This window comes from Pseudomonas sp. GW531-T4 (genome assembly GCF_017349615.1).
Lineage (GTDB): Bacteria > Pseudomonadota > Gammaproteobacteria > Pseudomonadales > Pseudomonadaceae > Aquipseudomonas > Aquipseudomonas chlororaphis_I.
In genome coordinates this window covers 198,125-224,679 of sequence record NZ_JACMZT010000001.1, presented here as the reverse complement: position 1 = coordinate 224,679, position 26,555 = coordinate 198,125, and the positions used below count along the sequence as shown (strand labels likewise).

Genomic DNA, 26,555 nt, shown 5'->3' with positions numbered 1-26,555 from the left:
TTTTTTCGGGGGGGATGAGAGATGTTGTTACGCGGTCTGACATGGTTGGTGCTGTTTCAATTGCTCGGCACGGCGATCAATCATCTGTTGTTGCCGATCCTGCCGGGGCCGATTGTCGGTCTGCTGTTGCTGCTGATCTTCCTGGTGGCGCGCGGCGAGGTGGGCGAGCCGCTGAACCTGGCCGCCTCCAGCCTCCTGCGTTACCTGCCGCTGTTGCTGGTGCCGCCCGCGGTGGGGGTGATGGTGTACGCGGCGGATATCGCTGCGGATTTCTGGGCGATAGTCGGCGCCCTGGTGTTGTCGCTGGTGATCTCCATGGCTTTCGTCGGCGTGTTGATGCAGCGGCTGGTCAAGCGCCACGGACATCGGGAGGGCGGCCAATGATGTTCGACTGGCAGGGCGCCTGGGCGTCGGTGATCCACCATCCCTTGTTCGGCATCGGCATTACCCTGGGCGCCTATCAACTGGTGCTCGCGGCCTTCGAGAAAACCCGCTGGATCTTTCTGCAACCGGTGCTGGTCTCCATGTTGCTGGTGATCGGTGTGCTGCTGGGCTGTGGCTTGAGCTATGCCGAGTACCGCAAGAGCACGGAGATCCTCAGTATTCTCCTGGGCCCGGCCACAGTGGCGCTGGCCGTACCGCTGTACCTCAACCTGCGGCGGATTCGGCAGTTGTTCTGGCCGATATTTACTACGCTGGTGATTGGAGGGGTGGTCGCCACCGGCCTGGGCGTACTGCTGGGGTGGTGGTTCGGTGCCGAGAACATGATCCTGATGACCATGGCGCCGAAATCGGTGACCTCGCCGATCGCCATGCTGGTGGCTGAACAGATTGGCGGTGTCGCAGCGCTGGCCGCGGTATTCGTGTTGATCACCGGGGTGATCGGGGCGATTTTCGGTCCGGCCATTCTCAACCGCCTGCAGGTGCACAGCCCGGAAGCCCGAGGCATGGCGCTGGGCATGACGGCTCACGCGGTGGGCACTTCGGTGGCCTTGCAGGAAAGTGACGAGTGCGGTGCTTTCGCGGCGCTGGCGATGAGTCTGATGGGTGTGGCCACGGCGGTCTTCCTGCCGTTGGCGGTGTCGTTGGTGGTTTAAGGAAACCTGTATGAGCCTGGCGCTTTTCCCGCTGAACACGGTGCTGTTCCCCGACTGCATTCTCGATTTGCAGATTTTCGAGGCGCGCTACCTGGACATGATCGGTCGCTGCATGAAGCAGGGCAGTGGCTTCGGCGTGGTGTGCATCCTTGAGGGCGAAGAGGTGGGCATCGCCCCGGAAGGTTTTGCGCGGGTGGGCTGCGAAGCGCTGATCACCGACTTCCATCAGCAGGACAACGGCCTGCTGGGGATCCGGGTCAAGGGCGGGCGGCGTTTTCGGGTGCTGAGCAGCGAAGTGCAGCGCGATCAGTTGCGGGTGGCTGAAGTCGAGTGGCTGGGCGAGGCGCCGGAGCGGCCGCTGCAGGAGGAAGACGGGGACCTGATCGCCTTGCTCAAGGTGCTGGCCGAGCACCCGATGGTCGAAGCCCTGAACATGGGTACCGAAGCCACTGGCCAGCAGTCGCTGGCCAACCAGTTGGCTTATCTGTTGCCATTCTCCGAACTGGACAAGATCGACCTGTTGCAACTGGACGATCCGCAACAACGCCTGGATGCGATCCAGGCCTTGCTGGACGAATTGCAGGGCGAGCTGTTCGCCTGATCCTCGCGGCTACAACACCTCAATACGCATAACGCAGCATGGCGTGCGGTAGATGCCTGACTGCTTCGAAACCGAACAACGCGATCAGCGCCGGCAATACCAGCCACCAGATCTTGGCCGGCATGGGTTCCAGCGGGGTCTGGCGCTGGGCGACCCACAGGCTGGCGGCGCACACGCAGGCGGCAAGCATGGCGCCGGCGAGGATGTCGGAGGGCCAATGCGCACCCAGGTAAATCCGCGACACGGCAATCGCGGCCGCCGGCAGACAGCCCAGCAGCAGCCAGGTCAGGCGCATGCGTGGCGGTTGGCCGCGACCGGCGAGCACCGCCAGGGTCAGGAACAGGGCGAACGAGCCGGAACTGTGGCCGCTGGGCATGCTGTAGCTGGTCAGTGGGTCGGTCAGGACTTCCGGGCGCACGCGGGCGAAGAACAGCTTGGTGCCGGTGTTGGCCAGCGCAGTGCACAGCAGCGTGGCGCCCGCAAAAATCGCCTGCCGCCATTGCCGGGCAACCAGCAACAGCAGGGTGACCAGGGCGCTGGCGAGCAGCATGGTGCGGAATTCGCCGAACTGGGTGAGCACCACCATCACCTCGTCCATTGCCGGGCTGCGGTGCTCCTGGACCAGCGCCATCAGGCCCTGGTCGAAATGGTTCAGGTAGGGGTAACCGATGAACAGGCCTGCCAGGATCGCCAGGCTGAGGCCGGCCACCAACGGGCTGGCCTTGCGATGGCGGCGCACGGTGCTGTTGATGCTCAGGCCCAGCAGCACGGCGATGCTGGCGGCGACTATTCCCGCTTGCGGCCAGAAACCTTCAGGCAAGGGCAGGCGGATCGCCGCGCCCGTGGCCCAGCCCGGCAGCAGGTAGGCGACTGTCCAGCCGGCCGCGGCCAGCAGGCTGACGGCGAAAAAACGCGGGAACGACATGTCGAACATGCCGGCGACCATCGGCAGCATGGGGCGCAAGGGACCGATAAAGCGTCCGACCAACAGGCTGGCGATACCGTAACGCTGGAAATAGGCTTCGGCGCCGTTGATCCATTCCGGGTGATGGCGCAGCCCCGGCAAGCGGCGGATGTTCTGGTGAAAACGCCGGCCCAGCAGGTAGGACACCACGTCCCCGAGCAAACCGCCGAAGAACCCCAGCGCCAGGGTTTCACCCAGGGACAGCGCGCCGCTGCCGGCCATCACGGCAATGGCGAACAGCAGCACGGTGCCAGGCACGATCAGGCCGGCAATCGCCAGGCATTCGACGCAGGCGACGATGAACACGGCTGCCGCCAGCCATTGGGGATTCATCGTCAGCCAGCCGGTTATTCCGTCGAGCCATTGGCCCATAGGTTTTCAACTCCGATTATTCGGTGGGTTAACTGTAGAAGCGGACTTGCTCGCGATAAAACCATCCGCGGGCACGCCGGTTCCTGCGAAAGGGATCAATCGAGCAGCAAATAGTCGCGACCTTCGACCTGCCCGCGACGTAGCGGGTTCCGGGTGCAGTAGGGGGCGTAGGCAGCGTCGACAAAGCGGTACATCAAGTGCTCATCGCGGCCGTGAGGGATGCCCAGGCGGGTGGTCTGGATGACGCTGGCGACGGGCGTGCCGACATCCTCGACGAACAGCACTTCATGGTCGAAGCGCTTGGCATCCCACACCGGGACTTTCAGGCCCAGTGCCTTGCACAGCAGGGTCTGGCCGGCGCAGAGCTTCTGCGAGGGGCGCGGCCGGCCGCTGGCGTCGGGATTGTTCAGGAGCATCTGCGCCAAGCTGGCGGGGCCCGAGATTTCGTCGACCCAGGGGTAGGCCGACTTGATCAGCACCGCGTTGCCCGGCCCCTGGGCGCTGAAGTTCAGCGAGTCGCCGCCGCGGGCGTAGTACATATAGATGTGGCCACCGTCCAGAAACAAAGCCTTACGCTTTTCTGTGTAGCCGAGGGAGGCATGGCTGCCTTTTTCCTCGCAGTAATAGGCTTCTGTTTCGATAATGCGCGCCGACAGCCACAGGTCGCCGACCCGATGGCGGATGATTTTGCCGAGCAGTTCACGGGCCAGGACCTGGGCGTCTCGATCGAAAAAGCTGTCGGGCAGGGCCTTGGGCAGCGTCGGAGTGGACAGAATGGACATGGTGGCCAGGAGCGATGACGGGAATTGGGTCGGAATGATATCAATTCCAGGCTTAATTCAGGCTGAACGAGAGGTATTTGCCGTCCATTTCGACCATCCGCCCGTGACCGCTGTCCGTGGACCGGCGCGACAGCTATAATCAGCCGCTTTCCTCTTTGCCAAGACCACAGCAGACCATGACTGAGTCCGTTCTTGACTACATGACCCGTTTGGGTCGCGCTGCCCGCGAAGCCTCGCGGGTAATCGCCCGTGCCACCACTGCGCAGAAAAACCGCGCATTGCTGGCGGCTGCCGATGCATTGGACGCTGCTCGCCCCGAGCTGAGCGCGGCCAATGAGCAGGACCTGGCCAACGGCCGGGCCAATGGTCTGGAACCGGCATTGCTCGATCGTCTGGCGCTGACCCCGGTGCGTATCGACGAAATGATCGAAGGCCTGCGTCAGGTGGCCAAGCTGCCTGACCCCATCGGTGAAATCCGCGATATGCGCTACCTGCCTTCGGGCATCCAGGTCGGCAAGATGCGCGTGCCCCTGGGCGTGATCGGCATCATCTACGAGTCGCGTCCCAACGTGACCATCGATGCTGCCAGCCTGTGCCTGAAGTCCGGCAACGCGACCATCCTGCGTGGCGGCTCCGAGGCGATCAATTCCAACCGCGCCATTGCCACCTGTATCCAGCAAGGGCTGGCGGTGGCCGGCCTGCCGGCGCAAGTGGTGCAGGTGGTGGAAACCACCGATCGCGCGGCCGTTGGCGCGCTGATCACCATGCCCGAGTTCGTCGACGTGATCGTGCCGCGTGGCGGCAAGAGCCTGATCGAGCGGGTCAGCCGCGACGCCAAGGTGCCGGTGATCAAGCACCTGGACGGCGTCTGCCATGTGTTCATCGACGTGGCGGCAGACCTGGACAAGGCGATTCGCATCGCCGATAACGCCAAGACCCAGCGTTACGCGCCCTGCAACACCATGGAGACCCTGCTGGTCCACGCCGGTATTGCCGAGCGCGTATTGCCGCCGCTGGCGGCGATCTATCGCGACAAGAAGGTCGAGCTGCGCGGTTGCCCGCGTACCCGTGCCTTGCTGGGCGACGATGTGATCGAGGCCACCGAAGAAGACTGGCGCACCGAATACACCGCGCCAATCCTGTCGATCCTGGTGGTCGACAGCCTGGACGCGGCCATCGAACACATCAACACCTACGGTTCGCAGCACACCGACGCCATCGTCACCGAGAACTTCACCGACGCCCGGCGTTTCCTCAACGAGGTGGATTCCAGCTCGGTGATGGTCAATGCCTCGACCCGGTTTGCCGACGGTTTCGAATATGGCCTGGGCGCGGAGATCGGTATTTCCACCGACAAGCTGCACGCCCGTGGTCCGGTCGGCCTGGAAGGGCTGACCAGCGAGAAATATGTCGTCTTCGGCGACGGCCATGTGCGCACTTGATGAGCAAACGTATCGGTCTGCTGGGCGGTACCTTCGACCCCGTGCACATCGGTCACCTGCGCAGCGCGCTGGAGGTGGCCGATTCGCTGGGGCTCGATGAGCTGCGGCTGACGCCCAGCGCGCGGCCACCGCATCGCGATACGCCGCAGGTGTCGGCCCTGGACCGTCTGGCGATGGTCGAGTGCGCGGTGGCGGGCGTTTCACCCCTGGTGGTGGACGACCGTGAGCTGAAACGGGACAAGCCGTCCTACACCATAGACACCCTGGAACAGATGCGGGCCGAGATGGCCGCGGATGACCAGTTGTTCCTGTTGCTGGGCTGGGACGCTTTTTGCGGCCTGCCTACCTGGCATCGCTGGGAAGAGTTGCTCCAGCATTGCCACATCCTGGTGCTGCAACGCCCGGATGCCGACAGCGAGCCGCCGGATGCGTTGCGCAACCTGCTGGCGGCGCGCTCGGTGAGCGATCCCCTGGCCCTGCAAGGGCCTGGAGGACACATTGCATTCGTCTGGCAGACACCGCTCGCGGTGTCCGCCACCCAGATCCGTCAACTGCTGGCCAGCGGTAAGTCGGTACGTTTCCTGGTGCCTGATGCGGTCCTGGCCTATATCGATGCACACGGTCTTTACCGTGGGCCGAACTGAAGGCGCGCTGCCGGCCGATGCCGTGCAACGCGCCAAACATACGAGCTGAACGAGTTTTATATGACTAACCAAGTAATGAAAGGCGAAGATCTGGTCAAGGTGGCAGTCGCCGCGCTGGAAGACGTCAAGGCCCAGGACGTCCTGGTGATCGATGTTCGCGACAAGCAGAGCATCACCGACTACATGATCATCGCCACCGGTACTTCCAACCGCCAGATCGGCGCGATGCTGGAAAAGGTCCGCGAGATGGTCAAGGCCCAGGGCGTCAAGCCGCTGGGTGAAGAAGGCAAGGGCGACAGCGACTGGGTGCTGCTGGACCTGGACGACGTGATCGTGCACATGATGACCGCCTCCGCACGCCAGTTCTACGACCTGGAACGCCTGTGGCAGGGCGCCGAGCAGAGCCGTGCGGCTGATGGCAAGCACCACAGCCCGGAACACACCCATGAGCACTTCACCAAGCTCAACAAAGACCAGCAATAAGGGACGGCTGTGCGCCTGCGTCTGATCGCTGTCGGTTCACGCATGCCCAAGTGGGTGGAAGAGGGTTGGCACGAGTATGCCAAGCGTCTGCCATCCGAACTGGCGCTGGAACTGGTGGAAATACCGCTCAATACCCGTGGCAAGAACGCCGATGTGGCCCGTTTCATCCGTCAGGAAGGCGAAGCCATGCTGGCCAAGGTCGGCCAGAACGAGCAGATCGTCACCCTCGAGGTCCACGGCAAGCCCTGGAGCACCGAGCAGCTGGCGGTGGAACTGGATCGCTGGCGCCTCGACTCGCGCACCGTGAACTTCATGGTCGGCGGCCCCGAGGGGCTGGCGCCGGAAGTCTGCGCGCGGGCGGACCAGCGCTGGTCGCTGTCGCCTTTGACCTTGCCGCACCCGCTGGTACGGATCCTGATCGGTGAACAGCTGTATCGCGCCTGGACAGTCCTGTCCGGGCACCCTTATCACAAATAGCCCGCGCCCCTAATGTCCCAGCCGATCCGTATCAAGGACCACGAAAAAGACGCCCGTCTGGTGCGTGGCCGGGTCGTGTTCGGGGCTATTGCCGTGGTCTGCCTGATCGGGGTGCTGATCGCGCGCCTGTATTACCTGCAGGTGATCCAGTACGACTATCACTCGACCCTGTCGGAAAACAACCGGGTCCACGTTCAGCCGATTCCACCGACCCGCGGCCTGATCTTCGACCGTAATGGCGTAGTAGTGGCCGATAACCGGCCGAGCTTCAGCCTGAGCATGACCCGCGAGCGTTCCGGCGATTGGCGCCAGGTGCTCGACGTCATTGTCGAAGTGCTGGAGCTGACGCCGGAAGACCGGGTGCTGTTCGAGAAACGCATGAAGCAGGGACGCCGGCCGTTCGAGCCGGTGCCGATCCTGTTCGAGCTCAACGAAGAGCAGATCGCCCGGATCGCGGTCAACCAGTTCCGCCTGCCCGGGGTGGAAGTGGTGGCGCAGCTGGTCCGCCATTACCCCCAGGGCGCGCACTTCGCGCACTCGGTGGGCTACATGGGGCGGATCAACGAGAAAGAGCTGAAGACCCTGGACCCGGTGAACTACAGCGGCACCCACCACATCGGCAAGACCGGTATCGAGCGTTTCTACGAGCCCGAGCTGCACGGCCAGGTGGGTTACGAAGAGGTCGAAACCAACGCTCGCGGCCGCGTGTTGCGGGTGCTCAAGCGGACCGACCCGATTCCCGGCAAGGACATTGTCCTGAGCCTGGACATCAAGCTGCAGGAAGCCGCCGAGGCTGCCTTGGGCGGGCGGCGTGGCGCGGTGGTAGCGCTGGACCCGAACACCGGGGAAGTGCTGGCCATGGTCAGCCAGCCGAGCTTCGACCCGAACCTGTTCGTGACCGGCATCAGCTTCAGGGCCTATGCCGAGCTGCGCGACTCCATCGACCGTCCGCTGTTCAACCGGGTGCTGCGCGGCCTGTACCCGCCGGGTTCGACCATCAAGCCGGCGGTGGCGATCGCCGGCCTCGATTCCGGAGTGGTGACGGCCTCCACGCGGGTCTATGACCCGGGCTACTACCAACTGCCCAACTACGACCACAAGTACCGTAACTGGAACCGCAGCGGTGACGGTTACGTCGACCTCGACACCGCGATCATGCGGTCCAACGACACCTACTTTTATGACCTGGCCCACAAGCTGGGGATCGATCGGTTGTCGGCCTACATGAACAAGTTCGGTATCGGCCAGAAGGTCTCGCTGGACATGTTCGAGGAATCGCCGGGCCTGATGCCGTCGCGGGAATGGAAGCGCGCCACCCGCCGCCAGGCCTGGTTCCCGGGTGAGACGCTGATTCTCGGGATCGGCCAGGGCTACATGCAGTCCACCCCGTTGCAGTTGGCCCAGGCCACGGCGCTGGTGGCGAACAAGGGCAAATGGAACCGTCCGCACCTGGCCAGGACCATCGAGGGCGAAAAGCCGGTGGATGAAAACCCGATGCCGGACATTGTCCTGCGCGATCCGTCGGACTGGACGAAGGTCAACCACGGCATGCAGCAGGTGATGCACGGTGCCCGTGGTACGGCGCGCAAGGCGGCCATCGGTTCGCAATACCGGATCGCCGGCAAGAGTGGTACGGCCCAGGTGGTCGCGATCAAGCAGGGCGAGAAGTACGACCGCTCCAAGGTCCAGGAGCGCCATCGCGACCACGCCCTGTTCGTCGGCTTCGCGCCGGCGGAAAACCCGAAAATCGTGGTCTCGGTCATGGTCGAGAACGGCGAGTCCGGCTCCGGCGTGGCGGCCCCGGTGGTGCGCCAGGTGATGGACGCCTGGCTCCTCGGCCCGGATGGCCTGCTCAAGCCTGAGTTTGCCGGCCCTATCAGTGCGGAGGCTACGGCCCGTGAAGAGTAATTTCGATCGCATCCTGTCCAGCGAGGATGTGATGCGTCGCCGTGCGACGCTGTTGCAGCGCATGCACATTGACGGCCCATTGCTGATCCTGCTGCTGACCCTGGCGGCCGGCAGCCTGTTCGTCCTGTATTCGGCGAGCGGCAAGAGCTGGGACTTGCTGGGCAAGCAGGCGACGTCATTCGGCATCGGCCTGGTGTCGATGATCATCATCGCCCAGCTCGAGCCCCGGTTCATGGCGCGCTGGGTGCCACTGGCCTATGTGTTCGGCGTGGTGCTGCTGGTGGTGGTGGATGTCATGGGACACAACGCCATGGGCGCCACCCGCTGGATCAACATTCCCGGGGTGATCCGCTTCCAGCCCTCGGAGTTCATGAAGATCATCATGCCGGCGACCATCGCCTGGTACCTGGCCAAGCGCAGCTTGCCGCCGCAGCTCAAGCATGTGGGCATCAGCCTGATCCTGATCGGAATCCCGTTCATTCTGATCGTACGCCAGCCGGACCTCGGCACCTCGCTGCTGATCCTTGCCGGTGGCGCCTTCGTGCTGTTCATGGGCGGCCTGCGCTGGCGCTGGATCCTCAGCGTGCTGGCTGCCGCGGTGCCGGTGGCGATCGCCATGTGGTTCTTCATCATGCACGACTACCAGAAGCAGCGGATCCTGACCTTCCTCGATCCGGAAAGCGATCCGCTGGGCACCGGCTGGAACATCATTCAGTCCAAGGCGGCCATCGGTTCCGGTGGCGTCTTCGGCAAGGGCTGGTTGCTGGGCACTCAGTCCCACCTGGACTTTTTGCCCGAGAGCCACACCGACTTTATTATCGCGGTCATGGGCGAAGAGTTCGGCCTGGTGGGCATTTGCGCCCTGCTGCTGATCTATCTGCTGCTGATCGGTCGTGGGCTGGTGATCACCGCCCAGGCGCAGACGCTGTTCGGCAAATTGCTTGCTGGCGCCCTGACCATGACGTTTTTTGTTTACGTTTTCGTCAACATCGGTATGGTCAGTGGCCTGTTGCCGGTCGTGGGGGTGCCGTTGCCGTTCATTAGCTACGGAGGAACTTCGCTGGTGACGCTGCTGTCAGCGTTTGGGGTTTTGATGTCGATCCATACCCATCGCAAGTGGATCGCGCAGGTTTGAATAAGGTGAAGAATTCAATGCAAGCAATGCGTGGCTGGACCGCTCGGTATGCGCCGTGGGTCGGTCTGGTAGGCATCCTTGGTGCAGCGCAGGAAGCGCTGGCCGGCGGCGAATACGAAGGTTCGCCCCAAGTGGCCGAGTTCGTGGGCGAAATGACTCGCGACTATGGCTTCGCGGGCGAACAGCTGATGGGGGTGTTTCGCGAGGCCGAGCGCAAGCAGTCGATCCTCGACGCCATTTCCCGGCCCGCCGAGCGGGTCAAGCAGTGGAAAGAATACCGGCCGATGTTCATTACCGACGCGCGTATCGCCCGCGGTGTGGACTTCTGGCGCCAGCACGAGGCGGTATTGGCCCGTGCCGAGCAGGAATACGGGGTGCCGGCCCAGGTGATCGTGTCGATCATTGGTGTCGAAACCTTCTTCGGGCGCAACACCGGTAACTATCGGGTGATCGATGCGCTGTCGACCCTGGGCTTCGATTACCCGCCACGTGCCGAGTTCTTCCGCAAGGAATTGCGCGAATTCCTGTTGCTGGCGCGCGAGGAACAGGTCGATCCACTGACCCTCAAAGGCTCCTACGCCGGCGCCATGGGCTTGCCGCAGTTCATGCCAAGCAGTTTTCGCGCCTATGCTGTGGACTTCGACGGCGACGGCCACATCAATATCTGGACCAATCCGGACGATGCCATCGGCAGTGTTGCCAGCTATTTCAAGCGTCACGGCTGGGAGGCCGGGCAGCCGGTGGTCAGCCGGGCCGAAGTGCGTGGCGATCAGGTCGACGAAGGCCTGACCACCGGTATCGAACCGACGAAAACCGTTGGGGAGTTGCGGGCGCTGGGCTGGTCGAGTCATGATGCGCTGCGCGATGATATGCCGGTCACGGCTTTTCGCCTGGAAGGTGACAATGGCCCCGAATACTGGATGGGCCTGAAGAATTTCTACGCGATCACGCGTTATAACCGCAGCGTGATGTACGCCATGGCCGTACATCAGCTCTCTGAACAGCTGGTCCAAGCACGGGGCGTCAAGTAATGCTGGCATCGCCAATCCGCAAACCCCTGAAGCTGGTGGCTCTTGCCGCGTTGTCCTTGCTGGTGGTCAGTTGTTCGTCAACCCAGGCGCCGAAACAGAAAGGCCCGGCGACGGCCGCACGTTCGAAACCGGTCCTGGACATCAACCGCGCCCACAAAGACGGCGCGCCCTGGTGGGACGTCGATGTATCGCGTATCCCTGACGCCACGCCGACCCTGCACACCGGCCCGTACAAGGCCAACCCTTATACGGTGCTGGGCAAGACCTATTTCCCGATGGCCGAATCCAAGCGTTATGTCGCTTCGGGCACGGCTTCCTGGTACGGCACCAAGTTCCACGGGCAGAACACCGCCAATGGCGAGGTGTATGACCTGTACGGCATGAGTGCCGCGCACAAGACCCTGCCCTTGCCGAGTTATGTCCGAGTGACCAACCTGGACAACCACAAGAGCGTGATCCTGCGGGTCAACGACCGTGGGCCGTTCTATTCGGACCGGATCATCGATTTGTCCTATGCCGCGGCCAAGAAGCTCGGTTATGCCGAGATCGGCACTGCCCGGGTCAAGGTCGAGGGCATCGACCCGCAGGAATGGTGGGCCCAGCGCGGCCGGCCGGCGCCCTTGATGCTCAACGAGCCGAAAGCCGCGCCAGTGATGACGGCGTCCACGGGGACCGTCGAGCAATGGACTCCACCTGCGCAGCAGCACGCCGCGGCCGTCGTGCCGGTGCAGCTGGATGCAAAAAAAAACGCTTCTGCGCAAGCCTCTGGCCAGTATCTGCAGGTGGGCGCCTTCGCCAACCCGGACGCTGCCGAGCTCCTGCGCTCGAAGCTGAGCGGGATGGTGAGCGCTCCGGTGTTCATCAGCTCGATCGTGCGCAATCAACAGACCCTGCACCGGGTACGCCTGGGGCCGATCGGCTCGCAGGGTGAGATCCAGCAAGTGCAGAACAGTGTCCGGCTGGCCAATCTGGGGCAGCCGAGCCTGGTAACCGCCGAGTAATCGGATTCTGATTCATGGTTCACCCGCGGTATTTGGGGGGGAACCCAGGTTGTTGGCTCGTCGTACAACAAAAGCCCGGCAAGGGTCGTGAGTGAACAACTGAACACGCGACAGCCCTTTAGAAGGCTGTCTGAATAGTTTTGTCCGCGAGGACAAGTTTCCATTAGCAATTTCGAGAGACGGATGAACATCACCACCTTTGCCAAACGCCTGTGTCTGCTTGTCCCGCTGATCATCACGCCTGCCGCCTGGGCGGTAGAAGTGATGCCGTCGCCACCGCAGCTGGCCGCCAAGTCCTATGTGCTCATGGAGGCCAGCAGCGGTAACGTGCTGGTGGAGAACAACGGTGACCAGCGTCTGCCGCCAGCCAGCCTGACCAAGCTGATGACGGCCTACATCGCGACCCTGGAAATCCGTCGCGGCCAGATCGGTGAGAACGACCCGGTGACCGTCAGCGAGAACGCCTGGCGTACCGGCGGTTCGCGGATGTTCATCAAGGTCGGTTCGCAGGTCACTGTCAGCGACCTGCTGCACGGCATCATCATTCAGTCGGGTAACGACGCCAGCGTCGCGGTTGCCGAGCACATCGCCGGCAGCGAAGACGCCTTTGCCGACATGATGAACAAGACCGCCGGCGACCTGGGCATGACCAATAGCCACTTCATGAACCCGACCGGCCTGCCGAACCCCGAGCACTACTCGTCGGCGCACGACATGGCGGTCCTGGCTCGCGCCATCATTCACGAAGATCCGGCTCACTACGCGATCTACTCGCAGAAAGAGTTCTTCTGGAACGGCATCAAGCAACCTAACCGCAACCTGTTGCTGTGGCGTGACAAGACCGTCGATGGCCTGAAAACCGGCCACACCGACGAAGCCGGCTACTGCATGGTGTCCTCGGCCGTGCGTGACGGCATGCGCCTGATCGCCGTGGTGTTCGGTACCAACAGCGAGCAGGCTCGTGCAGCCGAAACCCAGAAGCTGCTGACCTATGGTTTCCGCTTCTTCGAAACCCAGACCTTCTACCAGAAGGGCACCGAGCTGGCTCAGGCGCCTGTCTGGAAAGGCACTGCCTCCCAGGTCAAGGCCGGTCTGGCCCAGGACCTGAGCATGACCATGCCAAAAGGCCAGCTGAAGAAGCTCGCGGCCAGCATGACCATGAATCCACAATTGATCGCGCCTATCGCCAAGGGCGACGTGATTGGTAAAGTCGAAGTGAAACTGGACGACAAGGTGGTGCACAGTGCCGACCTGATCGCTCTGGACGCGGTCGACGAAGGTGGTATCTTCCGCCGCATGTGGGATAGCATCCGCCTATTCTTCTACGGCTTGTTCAACTGATATTGTCGACCCGCGTGGCCCTCGCTCTGAAGTAGAGCGGGGGCCGCGTCCGTCGCCACGGCTTACGAGGCCGTTACGCCATGACAGACACCGAAGTAAAGGCGCCAAAGATCGAATTCCCCTGCGCGGATTACCCGATTAAGGTGATCGGCGACACCGGCGTGGGTTTCAAGGACAAGATCATCGCGATCCTTGAAAAACACGCGACCGTTGACCACAAGACCCTGGCCGAGCGCCAGAGCACCAACGGCAAGTACACGACCATCCAGCTGCACATCATCGCCACCGGTCAAGAACAGCTGTACGACATCAACAGCGAGTTGCGGGCCACCGGTTTCGTGCACATGGTGCTGTGATGCCACAAACGCTGGGCTTTCGCGAGCTCGGCCAGATGGCCTACGAGCCGGTCTGGCAGGCCATGCAACGCTTTACCAACGAACGCGGCACCGACGCTCCCGATGAAGTCTGGCTGGTGCAACATCCACCGGTCTTTACCCAGGGCCAGGCGGGCAAGGCCGAACACCTGTTGCTTCCCGGGGATATCCCGGTAGTGCAGGTCGACCGGGGTGGCCAGGTGACCTATCACGGTCCTGGCCAACTGGTGGCTTATCTGCTGCTGGACGTGCGCCGTTTGGGTTTTGGCGTGCGAGACCTGGTCAGCCGGATGGAGCAGTGCCTGGTCGAGCTGCTGGCCGGCTACGGCGTGGCTGCGGCGGCCAAGCCGGATGCCCCCGGCGTTTACGTCGATGGCGCGAAAATCGCCTCCCTGGGCCTGCGGATCCGCCATGGTTGTTCCTTTCATGGCCTGGCCTTGAACGTGGACATGGATCTGCAGCCGTTTCGACGGATTAACCCCTGTGGCTATGCCGGGCTGGCAATGACCCAGCTGAGCGACCACGCAGGACCGATTGAATTTGCCGAGGTAAGTGCCCGGCTGCGTGCGCAGCTCGTCAAACACCTCGACTATGCTGAGCAGACGACCCTAACGGGCGGAATCGACTGATATGACTACTGCGCAAGACACTGTGCAAACCCTGATCCCGACGCTGGATGTTTCCGAGCGCCCGGCCCGTGCGAAAGTTGAAACCGGCGTTAAATTGCGCGGTGCCGAGAAAGTCGCACGTATCCCGGTGAAGATCATCCCGACCACCGAACTGCCGAAGAAACCGGACTGGATTCGCGTGCGAATTCCGGTGTCCCCGGAAGTCGACCGGATCAAGCAATTGCTGCGCAAGCACAAATTGCACAGCGTCTGCGAAGAAGCCTCCTGCCCGAACCTGGGTGAGTGCTTCTCCGGCGGTACCGCGACTTTCATGATCATGGGCGACATCTGCACCCGTCGCTGCCCATTCTGCGACGTCGGTCACGGCCGTCCGAAGCCTCTGGACGTCGATGAGCCGATGAACCTGGCGGTAGCGATCGCCGACCTGCGCCTGAAGTACGTGGTGATTACTTCGGTCGACCGCGACGACCTGCGCGACGGCGGTGCCCAGCACTTTGCCGACTGCATCCGCGAAATCCGCAAGCTGTCGCCGAACGTGCAGCTGGAAACCCTGGTCCCGGACTACCGTGGCCGCATGGACGTCGCGTTGGAAATCACCGCCGCCGAGCCGCCGGATGTGTTCAACCACAACCTGGAAACCGTACCGCGCCTGTACAAGGCCGCGCGTCCGGGTTCGGACTATCAGTGGTCGCTGACCCTGCTGCAGAAGTTCAAGCAGCTGGTGCCGCACGTACCGACCAAATCCGGCCTGATGCTGGGCCTGGGCGAGACCGACGACGAAGTCATCGAAGTCATGAAGCGCATGCGCGAGCACGACATCGACATGCTGACCCTCGGCCAGTACCTGCAACCGTCCCGCAGCCACTTGCCGGTGCAGCGTTTCGTGCACCCGGACACCTTCGCCTGGTTCGCCGAGGAAGGTTACAAGATGGGCTTCAAGAACGTCGCCTCGGGCCCGCTGGTACGTTCCTCCTACCACGCCGACGAGCAGGCGAAGCTGGCCAAAGAAGGCCTGGTCTCCTGATGTAATGCGCCCGCAAGGTCTTTCCTTGCGGGCGTCATCTTCCGTTACGCCCGCATCTCTCTCCCTTCATAGACTTTTCCTGCAAGCGCCGTGGCGTTTCGGCACTTCTGTTTGCCCGCTTTCATGGCTACTGTGCACTAGAGAATCCACACAGGGAGAACCATTGGATGACCCTCCAACCGACTGACGTCCTTTGTGCGCAACGGCCGGTGCCGGCGCTGCCTTCGCAAGGGCTGATCGGCTTGATTGCACCTGCCGGGCCCGCGGCCCTGGATACCGAGCAAGCCGCCCGCTGGATGCGCGCTCGAGGTTATTCGCTGCGGATCTACCCCGGGATCCAGCAGAAGGACGGCTATCTGGCCGGTAGCGACGAGGTCCGCCTGAACGACCTGCACGCCGCTTTCGCCGATGACGATGTCGATGCGATCCTGTGCCTGCGGGGTGGCTACGGCAGCCCACGCTTGCTCGACCGGATCGACTACGACCTGTTACGCCGCCATGCCAAGCCGTTTGTCGGCTACAGCGACATCACCGCGCTGCATCTGGCCATCAATCGTCATGCGGGGTTCGTGACCTTTCACGGGCCGATGCTCAATGCCGACCTGCTGGGCGAAAAACAGCCACCGACCGAGTCTTCGCTGTTCAGCCTGCTCAGGGGGCAACTGAAGGCTGGCAGCCTGCTGGCGCATCCGGCGGCTTATCCCTTGACCACCATCGAGCCCGGCATCGCCTGCGGCCAACTGCTGGGGGGCAATCTGTCGTTGATCGCTGCGACCATGGGCACGCCGTACGAGATCAATGCTGACGGCATCATTCTGTTCATCGAAGACATCAACGAGCCGCTGTACCGGATCGACCGTCTGCTGACGCACCTGCGCCTGGCCGGCACGCTCGACAGGCTTCGTGGTGTGCTGGTGGGGGATGTGGCGGGCGTGGAGCCCCAGGCGCTTGCCGGGCTGCTCAAGCAGACCTTCGAACCCCTGCGCATCCCGGTGCTGGCTGGGTGGCGCAGTGGCCACTGCGATCCGAACCTGACCCTGCCGTTGGGGGCGATGGTCAGGCTGGATGCGGGGGAGAAGCAGTTGATCCTGGAACAGGACGTGGTGTTCGGCTGATCAGCCCGTGCCCGCTCCCCTTGTGGGAGCGAGCGTGTCCAAGACGATGACCCTGGTGATTGGCGCGCAGGCCGGCTCAACGCGAGCGCAGGCTCTCCAGCAGCTTGTGGGTCGGATAGCCATCGGCAGGCCAGCCCAGCGATTGCTGCGCGCTGCGAATCGCCTTGCGGGTATTGGCGCCGATAATGCCGTCCGGGTTGCCAGCATCGTAATTGTTGGCGCTGAGCAGGCTCTGCAACTCGATGCGCTCGGAGCGGCTGAGGGGCATGTCGTCTTTCGGCCAGACGCCGTTGATCAAGCCTGAACCGTTGAAGCGTTGCGACAGCAGGTTCACCGCCAGGGCATAGGACGAAGAGTTGTTGTACTTCAGAACGGCGCGGAAGTTGTCGAGGATCAGGAACGCCGGTCCGCGATAACCCGCTGGCAGTAGCAAGGCCGCCGAAAGCTGCTCGGAGCCTGGCGGAACGCTGGCGCCGTTGGGCAGCTTCATGCCCAGGCGCAGCCACTCGGATACCGGTTTACGGATCGCACCGTCCGCCAGCGCATAGTCGAAGCCGCTCGCCAACTCCACTTCGAAACCCCATGGCTGGCCTTTCTGCCAGCCGGAGCTTTGCAGATAGTGCGCAGTCGAGGCCAGGGCGTCGGCCGGGCTGTTCCAGATGTCGCGGCGGCCATCGCCGTCGAAGTCCACGGCGTGGGTGTTGTAGGTGGTTGGGATGAACTGGGTCTGCCCCATTGCGCCGGCCCAGGAGCCGAGCATCTTCTCGGGTTGAATATCGCCGTGCTGGAGAATCTGCAGGGCGGCCAGCAGCTGGCTGTTGGCAAAGGCCGGGCGACGGCCTTCGTAGGCCAGGGTCGCGAGGGAGCGGATGACCGATTTGTTGCCCTGGAACTCACCGAAATTGCTTTCCATGCCCCAGACCGCTACCAGCGCCTGGCGATCGACGCCATAACGCTGTTCGATCTGCTGCAGGATGTCGGCGTACTGATTGATCAGCGCCTGGCCTTTGCGCACACGCAACGGCGACAGGGCGCCGTCGAGGTACTCCCACACCGGCCGGGTGAATTCCGGCTGGCTGCGGTCGGCCTTGATCACGCCCATGTCCGGGGTGATACCGGCGAACGCCCGGTCGAAAAGATCGGCGCGGATCCCTGCGTTCAGGGCTTCGACACGGAAACCTGCCTGCCACTGGGCAAAGGTCTGGGTTGGCTGGATGTCCAGGTTGTCGACGGCCAGCGGAGCGACGGTTGCAGGCGCGGCGAGAGGGGCGGCTTGAATGCTTTGGAGTGGCTGGGCATCGGCGGCGGTGGGTTTTTCCGCGCAGGCGACGAGCAGGGCAAGGCTGGAGGCAGCGATCAGTTGGCGCAGGTGCCAACGACGGGAAAGACAGAAGGGCATGCACAGGTCCAGAGAATACGAATCAGATACAGACCTTATCACGCCGGCGGGGTTCTCTGCTTTATGCAGCCAGAAAGTAAGAAGCCTCCCAGCTTTTAGACTGGAAGGCTTCGCGGCGGTAGCTGCCTTTGCCCTTGGCGGGTCGTTCCTGACGACTGCGGAACAGGGGCTGGGCGATGATGGATTTGGCCTTGTTGGGGCCATGCTTGGATGGCTTGCTCATTTTGGGTTCTCGCTTGAGGTGGGTTTGCGCGGCAGATGATCGGCCAGCTTTACCCCGCTGTCCAGCCCTGTGATGTGTAGGATTTTTCAGTGTCTTTCGTTGGATCTCCCGAACCTGTAGGAGCGAGCCTGCTCGCGATAGCGATCGGCCAGGAAACCGCGGTACCGGCTGGCGCTGATCGCGAGCAAGCTCGCTCCTACAAAGTGTCAGGTTATTCGGCGGGGAGAGGCAGGCGTTGTCCGGCCATCAGCAGCGACAGGCGGCTCAGGCTGCTCCAGGGCGAGCCAGCAGCCTGCCCCTTGATCTGCGCATCGATGCGCTGGGCATCGAGCAGCAATTGCGCCCAGCGTGGCGCGGAATAGCGCTGCAGGGCCTTGCTCATCAGCGGCTTGCGTTTGTCCCAGACGGGCGGGCGGGCCTGGCTGAACACTTTATCCAGCGGAGTGCCCTGGCTGTACTGCAGCGACATATTGGCCAGCGACCGCAGTTCCCGGGACAGTGCCCAGAGAATCACCGGAGGCTCGACACCTTCGCCGCGCAGGCCTTCGAGCATGCGCAGGGCATGCGCCGCCTCACCGTTGAGGATCGCGTCCACCAGCCCGAAAACGTCGAAGCGCGCACTGTCGGCGACTGCCGCTTGCACGGTTTCCACCGTGATCTGGCCACCCTCGGCCATCAGCTTGAGCTTTTCGATTTCCTGGGCCGCGGCCAGCAGGTTGCCTTCTACCCTGGCCGCGATGAGTTCCACGGCGTCCTGGCTGGCGGAAAGCCCGGCCTGGGACAGGCGTTGGCGAATCCACTGCGGCAACTGGCTGGCATCCACCGGCCAGATCTGGATGAACTGGGTCTGCTCGCCATCAATCAGGGCCTTGCCCCACTTGGTCTTTTGCGCGCTGCCATCGAGCTTGGGCAGGCTGATCAGCAGCAGGGTGTCTTCGGCCGGCCGTGAACAGTATTCGATGAAGGCCGCTGCGCCTTTGTCGCCGGGCTTGCCCGAAGGCAGGCGCAGTTCCAGCAGGCGTTTTTCGGCGAACAGCGACATGCTCGCACCGGCTTGCAGCAGGGTGCCCCAATCGAAATTGGCGTCGGCGCTGAATACCTGGCGTTCATCGAAGCCCTGCTGGCGGGCGGCGCTGCGAATGGCATCGGCGGCTTCCTGGCACAGCAACGGATCATCGCCACTGATGACGTAGATCGGTGCGAGCGTGCCTTGCAGGTGTTTGCCGAGTTGAGCGGGGGCGAGTTTCATAAGGAAGGGCAAGCGGGGCGCTTGCGCGCCCCACGAGACTTACTGGTTCGGCAACTGCATGGGCGACTGTTGCGGGGTTTCCGCCTCAGCCTTCTGCGCGGCTTCCAGCGCCTCGGCCTCGGCCTTGGCACGAGCATCCGCGGTCTGCTGCAGTTGATCCAGCTGGGTCGGGGTCAGCAGTTGCAGGCGCAGCATCATGTTCTGCACCAGGTCGCGACGCATTTCCTTGCGCACTTCCAGCGACTCCTGGTCGGAACCCACCAGGTTGTTGCCGTCGTGGATGTAGACCTTCTGCACTTGCAGTTTGTCGCTGAGCAGGGACAGGTTGTTCTGGCCCTGGATTTCGTAGTTCAGCACGGTGGTCATTTCATACTCGGCCGAACGACCGGCACCGGCGTAGCTGAGGCTGCGCTGGGATTCCTGTTCGCGGGTCAGCACCAGCTTGTAAGGCGCGCCGGCATAGACCTTGACGCCACTGCTCTGCAGGACCTGGCGCAGTTGGGTCACGGTTTCGCCGTAAGCGTTGCGGGCGCTCAGGTCGAGTTCCTTGATCGCCAGTTCGGTGGTGCCGGTACCGCGCAGCTGAAAGCCGCAGGCGCTCAGCAGTACGGCCAGGCCGATCACCAGGAGGTTGCGTTTGATCATCTTGTTGCTCCCCTTGAAACCATGTGGGCCGACAGGGCGGCCCTGGAGGTTTTATTCGGCGTCAGCCTTGGGCTGACGCCTGATCCAATTAGCTAGCGACGATATTGACCAGCTTGCCAGGCACGACGATCACTTTACGAATCGTCAGGCCTTCGGTGAAGCGCAGCACGTTCTCGTTGCTTCGAGCGGCGGCTTCGATCTCTTCACGGCTGGCGCTGGCTGGCATTTCGATCTGGCCACGCAGTTTGCCATTCACTTGAATGACCAGTTGCAGGCTGTCCTGAACCAGCGCGTTCTCATCCAGCACCGGCCAGCCGGCGTCGATGATGGCGCCGCTGCGACCCAGCTGGCTCCACAGCTCGTGGCTGATGTGCGGGGTGATCGGCGCCAGCAGCAGGGCCACGGTTTCCAGGCCTTCCTGCAACAGGGCACGGTCCTGCGGGGTGGCTTGCGGTGCTTTTTCCAACACGTTCATCAGCGTCATGACCTGAGCGATGGCGGTGTTGAATTTGTGGTTCTGGCCGACGTCCTGGCTGGCTTGCTTGATCGCCAGGTGGATGGCGCGACGAATGACTTTCTGTTCGTCGTTCAGCGCACCCAGTTCCAGTGCGCCCGGCAGGCCCTGGGCTACGTGAGACTGGGCCAGGCGCCAGACGCGCTTGAGGAAGCGATGGGCACCCTCGACGCCGGAGTCGGACCATTCCAGGCTCATGTCAGGTGGCGAAGCGAACATCATGAACAGGCGGCAGGTGTCCGCGCCGTACTGCTCGATCATCGACTGAGGGTCGACGCCGTTGTTCTTCGACTTGGCCATTTTCTCGGTACCGCCGATTTCCACCGGCAGGCCGTCGCTGATCAGTTTGGCGCCGACGATCTTGGCCTTGCTGTCACGCTCCAGCTCGACATCGGCCGGGTTGTACCAGGTGTAGGCACCGTTGGCTTCGCGGCGATAGTAGGTCTCGGCGACCACCATGCCTTGCGTCAGCAGGTTCTTGAACGGCTCGTTGGAGCTGACCAGGCCCTCGTCGCGCATCAGCTTGTGGAAGAAGCGGGCGTAGAGCAGGTGCAGGATCGCGTGTTCGATACCGCCGATGTACTGGTCCACCGGCAGCCAGTGGTTGGCCGCGGCCGGGTCGACCAGGCCACCCTCGTATTTTGGCGAGGCGTAGCGGGCGTAGTACCACGAGGACTCGACGAAGGTGTCCATGGTGTCGGTTTCACGCTTGGCAGGCTTGCCGCATTTCGGGCAGCTGCACTCGTAGAACTCGGGCATGCGCGCCAGTGGCGAGCCGGCGCCGTCCGGCACCACGTCTTCCGGCAGTACTACCGGCAGTTGGTCTTCCGGTACCGGTACATCGCCGCAGCTGTCGCAGTGGATGATCGGGATCGGGCAGCCCCAGTAGCGCTGGCGGCTGATGCCCCAGTCGCGCAAGCGGAACTGGGTACGGGATTGGCCAAGGTTTTTCTTCAGCAGGGCCACTTCGATGGCGTCGAAGGCGCCGGCAAAATCCAGGCCGTTGAACTCGCCGGAGTTGATCAGTTCGCCGTGCTCGCCGTAGGCGTCCTGCCAAGGCGCAGGCGTTTCGTCGCCAGCGCTGGTGCGCACCACGTTCTTGATCGGCAGGTTGTACTTGGTGGCGAATTCGTAATCGCGCTCATCGTGCGCCGGAACAGCCATTACCGCGCCATCGCCATAGTGCATCAGCACGTAGTTGGCGACCCATACCGGGAGTTTTTCACCGGTCAGCGGGTGTTCGACGAACAGCGAAGTCGGCAGGCCTTTCTTCTCTTGAGTGGCAATGTCGGCTTCAGCGACGCTGCCGCCCTTGCACTCGGCGATAAAGGCTTGCAGCGCCGGATCGTTCTGCGCCGCCAGGGTGGCCAGCGGGTGCTCGGCGGCCACGGCAACGTAGGTCGCGCCCATCAGGGTGTCAGGGCGGGTGGTGAAGACTTTCAGTGCGCCCGCTTCGCCGATGGAGGCCTGGTCGTAGGGGAATTGCACTTCCATGCCACGGGATTTGCCGATCCAGTTGCGTTGCATGGTCTTGACCTGCTCGGGCCAGCCCGGCAGCTCGTCGAGACTCTCCAGCAGCTCATCCGCGTAGGCGGTGATCTTGAAGTAGTACATCGGGATTTCGCGTTTTTCGATCAGCGCGCCGGAGCGCCAGCCGCGACCGTCGATCACCTGTTCGTTGGCCAGGACGGTCTGGTCGATCGGGTCCCAGTTCACGGTGCCGTTCTTGCGGTAGATCACGCCTTTTTCGAACAGGCGAGTGAACAGCCACTGTTCCCAGCGGTAGTAGTCCGGCTTGCAGGTAGTGACTTCGCGGGACCAGTCCACCGCCAGGCCCAGGCTGCGCAGCTGGGACTTCATGTAGGCGATGTTTTCGTAGGTCCACTTGGCCGGTGCGACGTTGTTCTTCATCGCGGCGTTTTCCGCCGGCATGCCGAAGGCGTCCCAACCCATGGGTTGCAGCACGTTCTTGCCTTGCATGCGCTGGTAGCGGGAGATCACGTCGCCGATGGTGTAGTTACGCACATGCCCCATGTGTAGCTTGCCGCTGGGGTAAGGGAACATCGACAGGCAGTAGTAAGTCTCCTTGCCTGGCTGTTCACTGACTTCAAAGGACTTTTGCTCATCCCAGAACGACTGGGCGGCGGCTTCGATTTCACGGGGCTGATAGTGTTCGTGCATGGCTACTTTTGAACTGAATAGGGGTGGCCTAATCCTCTTCAATGCAACGTTGGGCGGTGATGACGCCAAATGTGGCGTTTTCGCTACCCAGTCGAGCTGGAAGTGGAGTTACAGGAAGCGCCGTAGCATACATGACCGCGCTCTACCGAGGGAAACCCTGATTACGCGCCGTGGGCCGTTGGTCGCGGCACCCGGCCGGTTTCGGCAGTGCGGCTAAGCTCAAAAAGGGGAGTGAGTCTTACTTTCATGAGGTGAGTGGATGGTTGAGTCGCAGCGGAAAGTTACAAAACCCGAGTTGTACGAACGATTGATAGATCGTCTGGCTTTGGCCCTGGATACAGCGAGAACAGCAGGAAGCTTGCGTAATGAGCGTCCTGCGGAGTTGGAGTTGCGGGGCCTGAGTCATGCCGAGCTCGAGGTGATCAAAGCCTATCTGGATCGTAGCGAACGTGAGACGCAATTGAGCGTGCTCGAATGCCTGAGGCACGAAGTGACTCCACATTCGGCCAAGGTCATCTGGTTGAAAGACAAGGTGCCCGCCCGGGATGCGGTAAAGGTCCGATCCCTGCACTTCAAGTGAGTCTGCGCAGCCCGTTCGGGCATCTGCGCAGCGTCAACGCCGCGTACCTTGTGCGCAAAATCTGTTTCGTATCTGTTGTTGCTTTGCTTTTACCCACTTAGGCTTCGAGCATCTTTGGAGATGCTCGATGCCTTTTCGTTATTTCGTCAAACAACTACTCCTGCCGCCCGGCCTTCTGTTGCTGCTGCTTCTGTTCGCCTGGTGGTTTCGTCGCTCGAGGCCGCGATTGGCCGGTGCGTGTTTTGCCCTCGGCCTGGGCGGGTTCTGGCTGATGAGCCTGCCTGTGATGGTGGAGTGGGGCGCGGGTGCCCTGGAGAGTGAGCCGGCGCTGACGCAAAGCCAGTGGTCGACCCTGGCCGAACAGGCCGATGCGATCGTGGTGCTGGGCTCGGGGCGGGAGCGTGGCGATCCGGCCTGGGGATCCGACCAGCCGACCGGGGTCGGGCTCGAGCGTCAGCGTTACGCGGCGCGCCTGGCCAAGGCTTCCGGGTTGCCGATCCTGACCAGCGGAGGCCTGCACTACGGCACGCCGCCTACGGAAGCGGCGCTGATGGCCGAGTCGTTGCTGAACGATTTCGACGTGAAGGTGCGCTGGCAGGAAGGGCGTAGCCGCACGACCTGGGAAAACGCCCAATTCACCGCACAAGTGCTGGAGCCGCAAGGTGTCAAACGCATAGTGCTGGTCACCCAGGCCTGGCATATGCAGCGGGCTGTCTGGAGTTTCGAGCAGGCAGGATTCACCGTGGTGCCGGCCCCCGTGGGATTCCTCGGGGTGGATAACGCCAGGCCGCTGGGCGGCTGGATGCCGGAGTTCAAGTCGATCTGGCAGAGCGGCCAGTTACTGAACGAGGCGGTGGGGCTGGTGGGCTACAAGCTGTTTTATCGTGGAGAGGACTAGGTTCATCTCGAGCCAGTCCGCCCCCACAGGAATCGCAAATCCCCGGCAGGAGCGAGCAGGCTCGCGATGAGGTCAGACGGTCTTGGCGATCCGGCTGGCCAGCAGGGCCCAGCCGAATAGCAGGACGCTCAGGATGATCAGTGGCCAGGAGCGCCACTGCAGGTAAGGCGTCAGGTTGTGCATCGGCACCACTTCGCCGTACAGGATCCCGCGTTCGAACTGCGGAATCTGCACGGTGATCTTGCCGAACGGATCGATCAGGCCGGTCACCCCGTTGTTGGTAGCGCGGATCATCCAGCGGCCGGCTTCCAGGGCGCGCATCTGGGCCATCTGCAAGTGTTGCAACGGGCCGATCGAAGTGCCGAACCAGGTGTCGTTGCTGATGGTCAGCAGCAGGTCGCTGCGGGCTGACAGGCCGGCGGCGAATTCCGGATACACCACCTCATAGCAGATGAACGGCGCGATCTGGTAGCCCTTGGCTTGCAGCAAAGGCTGGTCGGCAGGGCCGCGGGCGAAGTCCGACATGGGCAGGTCGAAGAACGCGATCAGGCCGCGCAGCAGGTCTTGCAGGGGCACGTACTCACCGAAGGGCACGAGCTTCTGCTTGAGGTATTCGCCATCGCCTTCGCCGACCACGGTAATGCCGTTGAAGTAGCGTTTCTGGTGGTGCACTTCCTGGCGGATCGGTACGCCGGTGATCAGCGCCGAATGCCGGTCGGCGGCAAAGTTGCCCATCATGTTCAGATAACCTTCGGCCGACTCCTTGAGCACCGGCACCGCGGTTTCCGGCCACACCAGCAGATCCACGCGCTTGGAGCCGAAGCTCATGTCGCGGTACAGCGCCAGTTGGGAGTTGAGCTGTGCGGGGTCCCACTTCAGGCTCTGTTCGATATTGCCCTGGATCGCCGCTACGGTCAGCGGCTCGCCCGACGGGCTGGTCCAGGCGTGCCCCTTGAGCGCGATGCCGATCACCCAGGGGGCGACCAGCAGCACTAGGCCGGCGGCGATAAACCCCTTGCGCCCGGCGCGGATCAGGCCCGGCAGGTTGTAGAGCAGGGCGGCGGTCAGCGCCAGGGTAAAGGAGATCAGCCACATGCCACCCAGCGGGGCCAGGCCGGCCAGAGGGCCGTCGAGCTGGCTGTAGCCGGAGTAGAGCCAGGGGAAGCCCGTCAGGAACCAGCCGCGGAAGGCTTCCTGGCCCACCCAGAGGGCGGCGAAGGCCAGGGCGTCGGCGAGGGGGGCCTCATTGCGCCGCAGCCAGCGCGCCCAGATCCAGGCCGGCAGGGCGAAAAAGAAGGCGATGGCGGCAATGAAGGCCAGCATCAGCAAACTGGCCAGCAGCACCGAGGCGCCACCGTAGGTATGGATGCTGACGTAGATCCAGCTCGTGCCGGCGGCAAACAGGCCGAAGCCGAAACACCAGCCGCGCCACAGCGCCTGACGCGGGCTCAGCTCGCGCAGGCCGGCATAAAAGAAGCCGACCGCCAGCAGTGCCAGCGGCCAGATGTCGTATGGCGCCAGGGCCAGGGTGGTGATTGCGCCAGCCGCCATGGCCAGCAGGTTACCGGGCCAGCCGGGGCGGGTTAAGCGCAGCATGTCGATCCTTAACGGGGGATAGGCGTTAGTCGCAGCAGATGAATCCGACGACTGTCGGCATTCAGGATACGGAAGCGATAGGCACCGATTTCGGTGATTTCGTTGCGTTTAGGCAGGTGCCCGAACGCGCTCATCACCAGGCCGCCGACGGTGTCGAATTCGTCGTCGGAGAACTCGCTGTCGAAGAACTCGTTGAAGTTCTCGATCGGCGTCAGCGCCTTGATCAGGAAATCGCCGCTCGGCAGGGGCTTGATGTAGCTGTCTTCCTCGACGTCGTGCTCGTCTTCGATATCGCCGACGATCTGTTCCAGCACGTCCTCGATGGTCACCAGCCCCGCCACGCCGCCGTATTCGTCGATGACGATGGCCATGTGGTTGTGGTTGGCGCGGAACTCGCGCAGCAGCACGTTCAGGCGCTTGGACTCGGGCACGAAGGTCGCTGGACGCAGCAGGTCCTTGATGTTGAAGCTGTCGCCGTTCTCCTTGAGGATCAGCGGCAGCAGGTCCTTGGCCAGCAGAACGCCCATGACGTCGTCATGGCTTTCGCCAATCACCGGATACCGCGAGTGCGCGGAATCGAGGACGGACGGCAGGAATTCGCGGGGAGTCTGGGTTGCCTTGATGCTGATCATCTGCGAGCGCGGAACCATGATGTCCCGTACCTGCAGGTCAGCGACCTGGATGGCGCCTTCGACGATGGCCAGCGCTTCGCTGTCCAGCAACTTGTTCTGATGGGCTTCGCGCAGCAGCTCCAGCAGCTCCTGGCGGTTTTTCGGCTCATGGGCAAAAGCCTGGGTCAGTTTTCCCAGCCACGACTTTTGCCCGCTGCTCGATCGGTCTTCGCTCATAG

At 62.8% G+C, this 26,555-nt stretch carries 27 protein-coding genes; 18 read left to right on the top strand and 9 right to left on the bottom strand.

All coding sequences use genetic code 11. The features are described 5' to 3' along the window. Nucleotides 1-21 precede the first annotated feature (21 nt). From J4D28_RS01065 to J4D28_RS01055, 3 genes are read left to right on the top strand one after another with little or no spacing between them, the layout of a single operon-like run. The gene (locus J4D28_RS01065) at nucleotides 22-384 is read left to right on the top strand and encodes a CidA/LrgA family protein (RefSeq protein ID WP_053269999.1); all 363 of its coding nucleotides are present in this window, start codon (nucleotides 22-24) and stop codon (nucleotides 382-384) included. After that, nucleotides 381-1,097 carry an LrgB family protein gene (locus J4D28_RS01060; protein WP_009051045.1) on the top strand — a complete coding sequence of 239 codons (717 nt, stop codon included), beginning with the start codon at nucleotides 381-383 and terminating at the stop codon, nucleotides 1,095-1,097. Before J4D28_RS01065 ends, J4D28_RS01060 begins: the two co-directional genes overlap by 4 nt. A gap of 10 nt (nucleotides 1,098-1,107) precedes the next feature. Next, nucleotides 1,108-1,698: an LON peptidase substrate-binding domain-containing protein gene (locus J4D28_RS01055; protein WP_103330764.1), complete on the top strand. Its 591-nt coding sequence runs from the start codon at nucleotides 1,108-1,110 to the stop codon at nucleotides 1,696-1,698. 19 nt (nucleotides 1,699-1,717) lie between these two features. Here J4D28_RS01055 and J4D28_RS01050 read toward each other — a convergent pair whose 3' ends face one another. Both J4D28_RS01050 and J4D28_RS01045 read right to left on the bottom strand, forming a co-directional pair. Beyond that, complete coding sequence (locus tag J4D28_RS01050; RefSeq protein ID WP_009051043.1) at nucleotides 1,718-3,034, bottom strand: bifunctional DedA family/phosphatase PAP2 family protein; 1,317 nt, start codon at nucleotides 3,032-3,034, stop codon at nucleotides 1,718-1,720. Nucleotides 3,035-3,129: 95 nt separating this feature from the next. Further along, nucleotides 3,130-3,816, bottom strand: coding sequence for a DNA-3-methyladenine glycosylase (locus J4D28_RS01045; RefSeq protein ID WP_009051042.1), 687 nt, complete (start codon nucleotides 3,814-3,816; stop codon nucleotides 3,130-3,132). A 176-nt stretch (nucleotides 3,817-3,992) separates the two neighbouring features. Here J4D28_RS01045 and J4D28_RS01040 point away from each other — a divergent pair, with 176 nt between their 5' ends. The 13 genes from J4D28_RS01040 (at nucleotide 3,993) to J4D28_RS00980 (ending at nucleotide 16,420) form a co-directional block, all read left to right on the top strand. After that, nucleotides 3,993-5,258: a glutamate-5-semialdehyde dehydrogenase gene (locus J4D28_RS01040; protein WP_009051041.1), complete on the top strand. Its 1,266-nt coding sequence runs from the start codon at nucleotides 3,993-3,995 to the stop codon at nucleotides 5,256-5,258. Next, on the top strand, nucleotides 5,258-5,902 hold the full coding sequence (gene nadD, locus J4D28_RS01035; RefSeq protein ID WP_009051040.1) for a nicotinate-nucleotide adenylyltransferase: 645 nt from the start codon (nucleotides 5,258-5,260) through the stop codon (nucleotides 5,900-5,902). The genes J4D28_RS01040 and nadD overlap by 1 nt, the downstream gene beginning before the upstream one ends. A 60-nt stretch (nucleotides 5,903-5,962) precedes the next feature. Beyond that, entirely contained in the window at nucleotides 5,963-6,385 is a 423-nt protein-coding gene (rsfS, locus tag J4D28_RS01030) for a ribosome silencing factor (RefSeq protein WP_009051039.1), read from the top strand. A gap of 9 nt (nucleotides 6,386-6,394) precedes the next feature. Then, nucleotides 6,395-6,862, top strand: coding sequence for a 23S rRNA (pseudouridine(1915)-N(3))-methyltransferase RlmH (gene rlmH / locus J4D28_RS01025; RefSeq protein WP_103330763.1), 468 nt, complete (start codon nucleotides 6,395-6,397; stop codon nucleotides 6,860-6,862). A 12-nt stretch (nucleotides 6,863-6,874) separates the two neighbouring features. Continuing rightward, complete coding sequence (gene mrdA / locus J4D28_RS01020; protein WP_103330762.1) at nucleotides 6,875-8,770, top strand: penicillin-binding protein 2; 1,896 nt, start codon at nucleotides 6,875-6,877, stop codon at nucleotides 8,768-8,770. A 31-nt stretch (nucleotides 8,771-8,801) separates the two neighbouring features. Continuing rightward, a complete protein-coding gene (gene rodA / locus J4D28_RS01015) occupies nucleotides 8,802-9,905 on the top strand; it encodes a rod shape-determining protein RodA (protein ID WP_041987538.1) in 1,104 nt (367 codons plus the stop codon). A gap of 17 nt (nucleotides 9,906-9,922) precedes the next feature. Next, nucleotides 9,923-10,936, top strand: a complete 1,014-nt coding sequence (mltB, locus tag J4D28_RS01010) for a lytic murein transglycosylase B (RefSeq protein ID WP_025807698.1) — start codon at nucleotides 9,923-9,925, stop codon at nucleotides 10,934-10,936. After that, nucleotides 10,936-11,937, top strand: coding sequence for a septal ring lytic transglycosylase RlpA family protein (locus J4D28_RS01005; RefSeq protein ID WP_028683489.1), 1,002 nt, complete (start codon nucleotides 10,936-10,938; stop codon nucleotides 11,935-11,937). Before mltB ends, J4D28_RS01005 begins: the two co-directional genes overlap by 1 nt. Nucleotides 11,938-12,120: 183 nt before the next feature. Then, entirely contained in the window at nucleotides 12,121-13,278 is a 1,158-nt protein-coding gene (locus J4D28_RS01000) for a D-alanyl-D-alanine carboxypeptidase family protein (RefSeq protein ID WP_009051033.1), read from the top strand. Between the two features lie 80 nt (nucleotides 13,279-13,358). Continuing rightward, nucleotides 13,359-13,634 (top strand): DUF493 domain-containing protein, encoded by a 276-nt coding sequence (locus J4D28_RS00995; RefSeq protein ID WP_008152827.1) that lies wholly within the window; start codon nucleotides 13,359-13,361, stop codon nucleotides 13,632-13,634. Beyond that, nucleotides 13,634-14,281, top strand: coding sequence for a lipoyl(octanoyl) transferase LipB (gene lipB, locus J4D28_RS00990; RefSeq protein ID WP_038635509.1), 648 nt, complete (start codon nucleotides 13,634-13,636; stop codon nucleotides 14,279-14,281). Before J4D28_RS00995 ends, lipB begins: the two co-directional genes overlap by 1 nt. Before the next feature lies 1 nt (nucleotide 14,282). Next, nucleotides 14,283-15,305: a lipoyl synthase gene (gene lipA, locus J4D28_RS00985; protein ID WP_103330761.1), complete on the top strand. Its 1,023-nt coding sequence runs from the start codon at nucleotides 14,283-14,285 to the stop codon at nucleotides 15,303-15,305. A 167-nt stretch (nucleotides 15,306-15,472) separates the two neighbouring features. Beyond that, the gene (locus tag J4D28_RS00980) at nucleotides 15,473-16,420 is read left to right on the top strand and encodes an LD-carboxypeptidase (RefSeq protein WP_009051031.1); all 948 of its coding nucleotides are present in this window, start codon (nucleotides 15,473-15,475) and stop codon (nucleotides 16,418-16,420) included. Between the two features lie 76 nt (nucleotides 16,421-16,496). Here J4D28_RS00980 and J4D28_RS00975 read toward each other — a convergent pair whose 3' ends face one another. From J4D28_RS00975 to leuS, 5 genes are all read right to left on the bottom strand, one after another. After that, nucleotides 16,497-17,819 (bottom strand): lytic murein transglycosylase, encoded by a 1,323-nt coding sequence (locus J4D28_RS00975; protein ID WP_009051030.1) that lies wholly within the window; start codon nucleotides 17,817-17,819, stop codon nucleotides 16,497-16,499. A 61-nt stretch (nucleotides 17,820-17,880) separates the two neighbouring features. Next, complete coding sequence (gene arfA, locus J4D28_RS00970; RefSeq protein ID WP_007927093.1) at nucleotides 17,881-18,042, bottom strand: alternative ribosome rescue factor ArfA; 162 nt, start codon at nucleotides 18,040-18,042, stop codon at nucleotides 17,881-17,883. Between the two features lie 211 nt (nucleotides 18,043-18,253). Then, a complete protein-coding gene (gene holA, locus J4D28_RS00965) occupies nucleotides 18,254-19,291 on the bottom strand; it encodes a DNA polymerase III subunit delta (protein WP_009051029.1) in 1,038 nt (345 codons plus the stop codon). Between the two features lie 39 nt (nucleotides 19,292-19,330). Further along, nucleotides 19,331-19,936 carry an LPS assembly lipoprotein LptE gene (lptE, locus tag J4D28_RS00960; protein ID WP_009051028.1) on the bottom strand — a complete coding sequence of 202 codons (606 nt, stop codon included), beginning with the start codon at nucleotides 19,934-19,936 and terminating at the stop codon, nucleotides 19,331-19,333. 88 nt (nucleotides 19,937-20,024) lie between these two features. After that, the gene (gene leuS, locus J4D28_RS00955) at nucleotides 20,025-22,631 is read right to left on the bottom strand and encodes a leucine--tRNA ligase (RefSeq protein WP_009051027.1); all 2,607 of its coding nucleotides are present in this window, start codon (nucleotides 22,629-22,631) and stop codon (nucleotides 20,025-20,027) included. Nucleotides 22,632-22,890: 259 nt separating this feature from the next. Between leuS and J4D28_RS00950 the strand changes: the two genes are divergently transcribed. Together J4D28_RS00950 and J4D28_RS00945 are read left to right on the top strand one after the other, a co-directional pair. Beyond that, entirely contained in the window at nucleotides 22,891-23,211 is a 321-nt protein-coding gene (locus J4D28_RS00950; RefSeq protein WP_009051026.1) for a hypothetical protein, read from the top strand. Nucleotides 23,212-23,338: 127 nt separating this feature from the next. Continuing rightward, nucleotides 23,339-24,109: a YdcF family protein gene (locus J4D28_RS00945; RefSeq protein WP_009051025.1), complete on the top strand. Its 771-nt coding sequence runs from the start codon at nucleotides 23,339-23,341 to the stop codon at nucleotides 24,107-24,109. Between the two features lie 72 nt (nucleotides 24,110-24,181). On the opposite strand, the gene lnt is transcribed toward J4D28_RS00945, so the two are convergent. After that, nucleotides 24,182-25,705 (bottom strand): apolipoprotein N-acyltransferase, encoded by a 1,524-nt coding sequence (gene lnt / locus J4D28_RS00940; RefSeq protein ID WP_009051024.1) that lies wholly within the window; start codon nucleotides 25,703-25,705, stop codon nucleotides 24,182-24,184. Between the two features lie 8 nt (nucleotides 25,706-25,713). Next, nucleotides 25,714-26,553: an HlyC/CorC family transporter gene (locus tag J4D28_RS00935; protein ID WP_007927086.1), complete on the bottom strand. Its 840-nt coding sequence runs from the start codon at nucleotides 26,551-26,553 to the stop codon at nucleotides 25,714-25,716. Nucleotides 26,554-26,555: the final 2 nt, after the last annotated feature.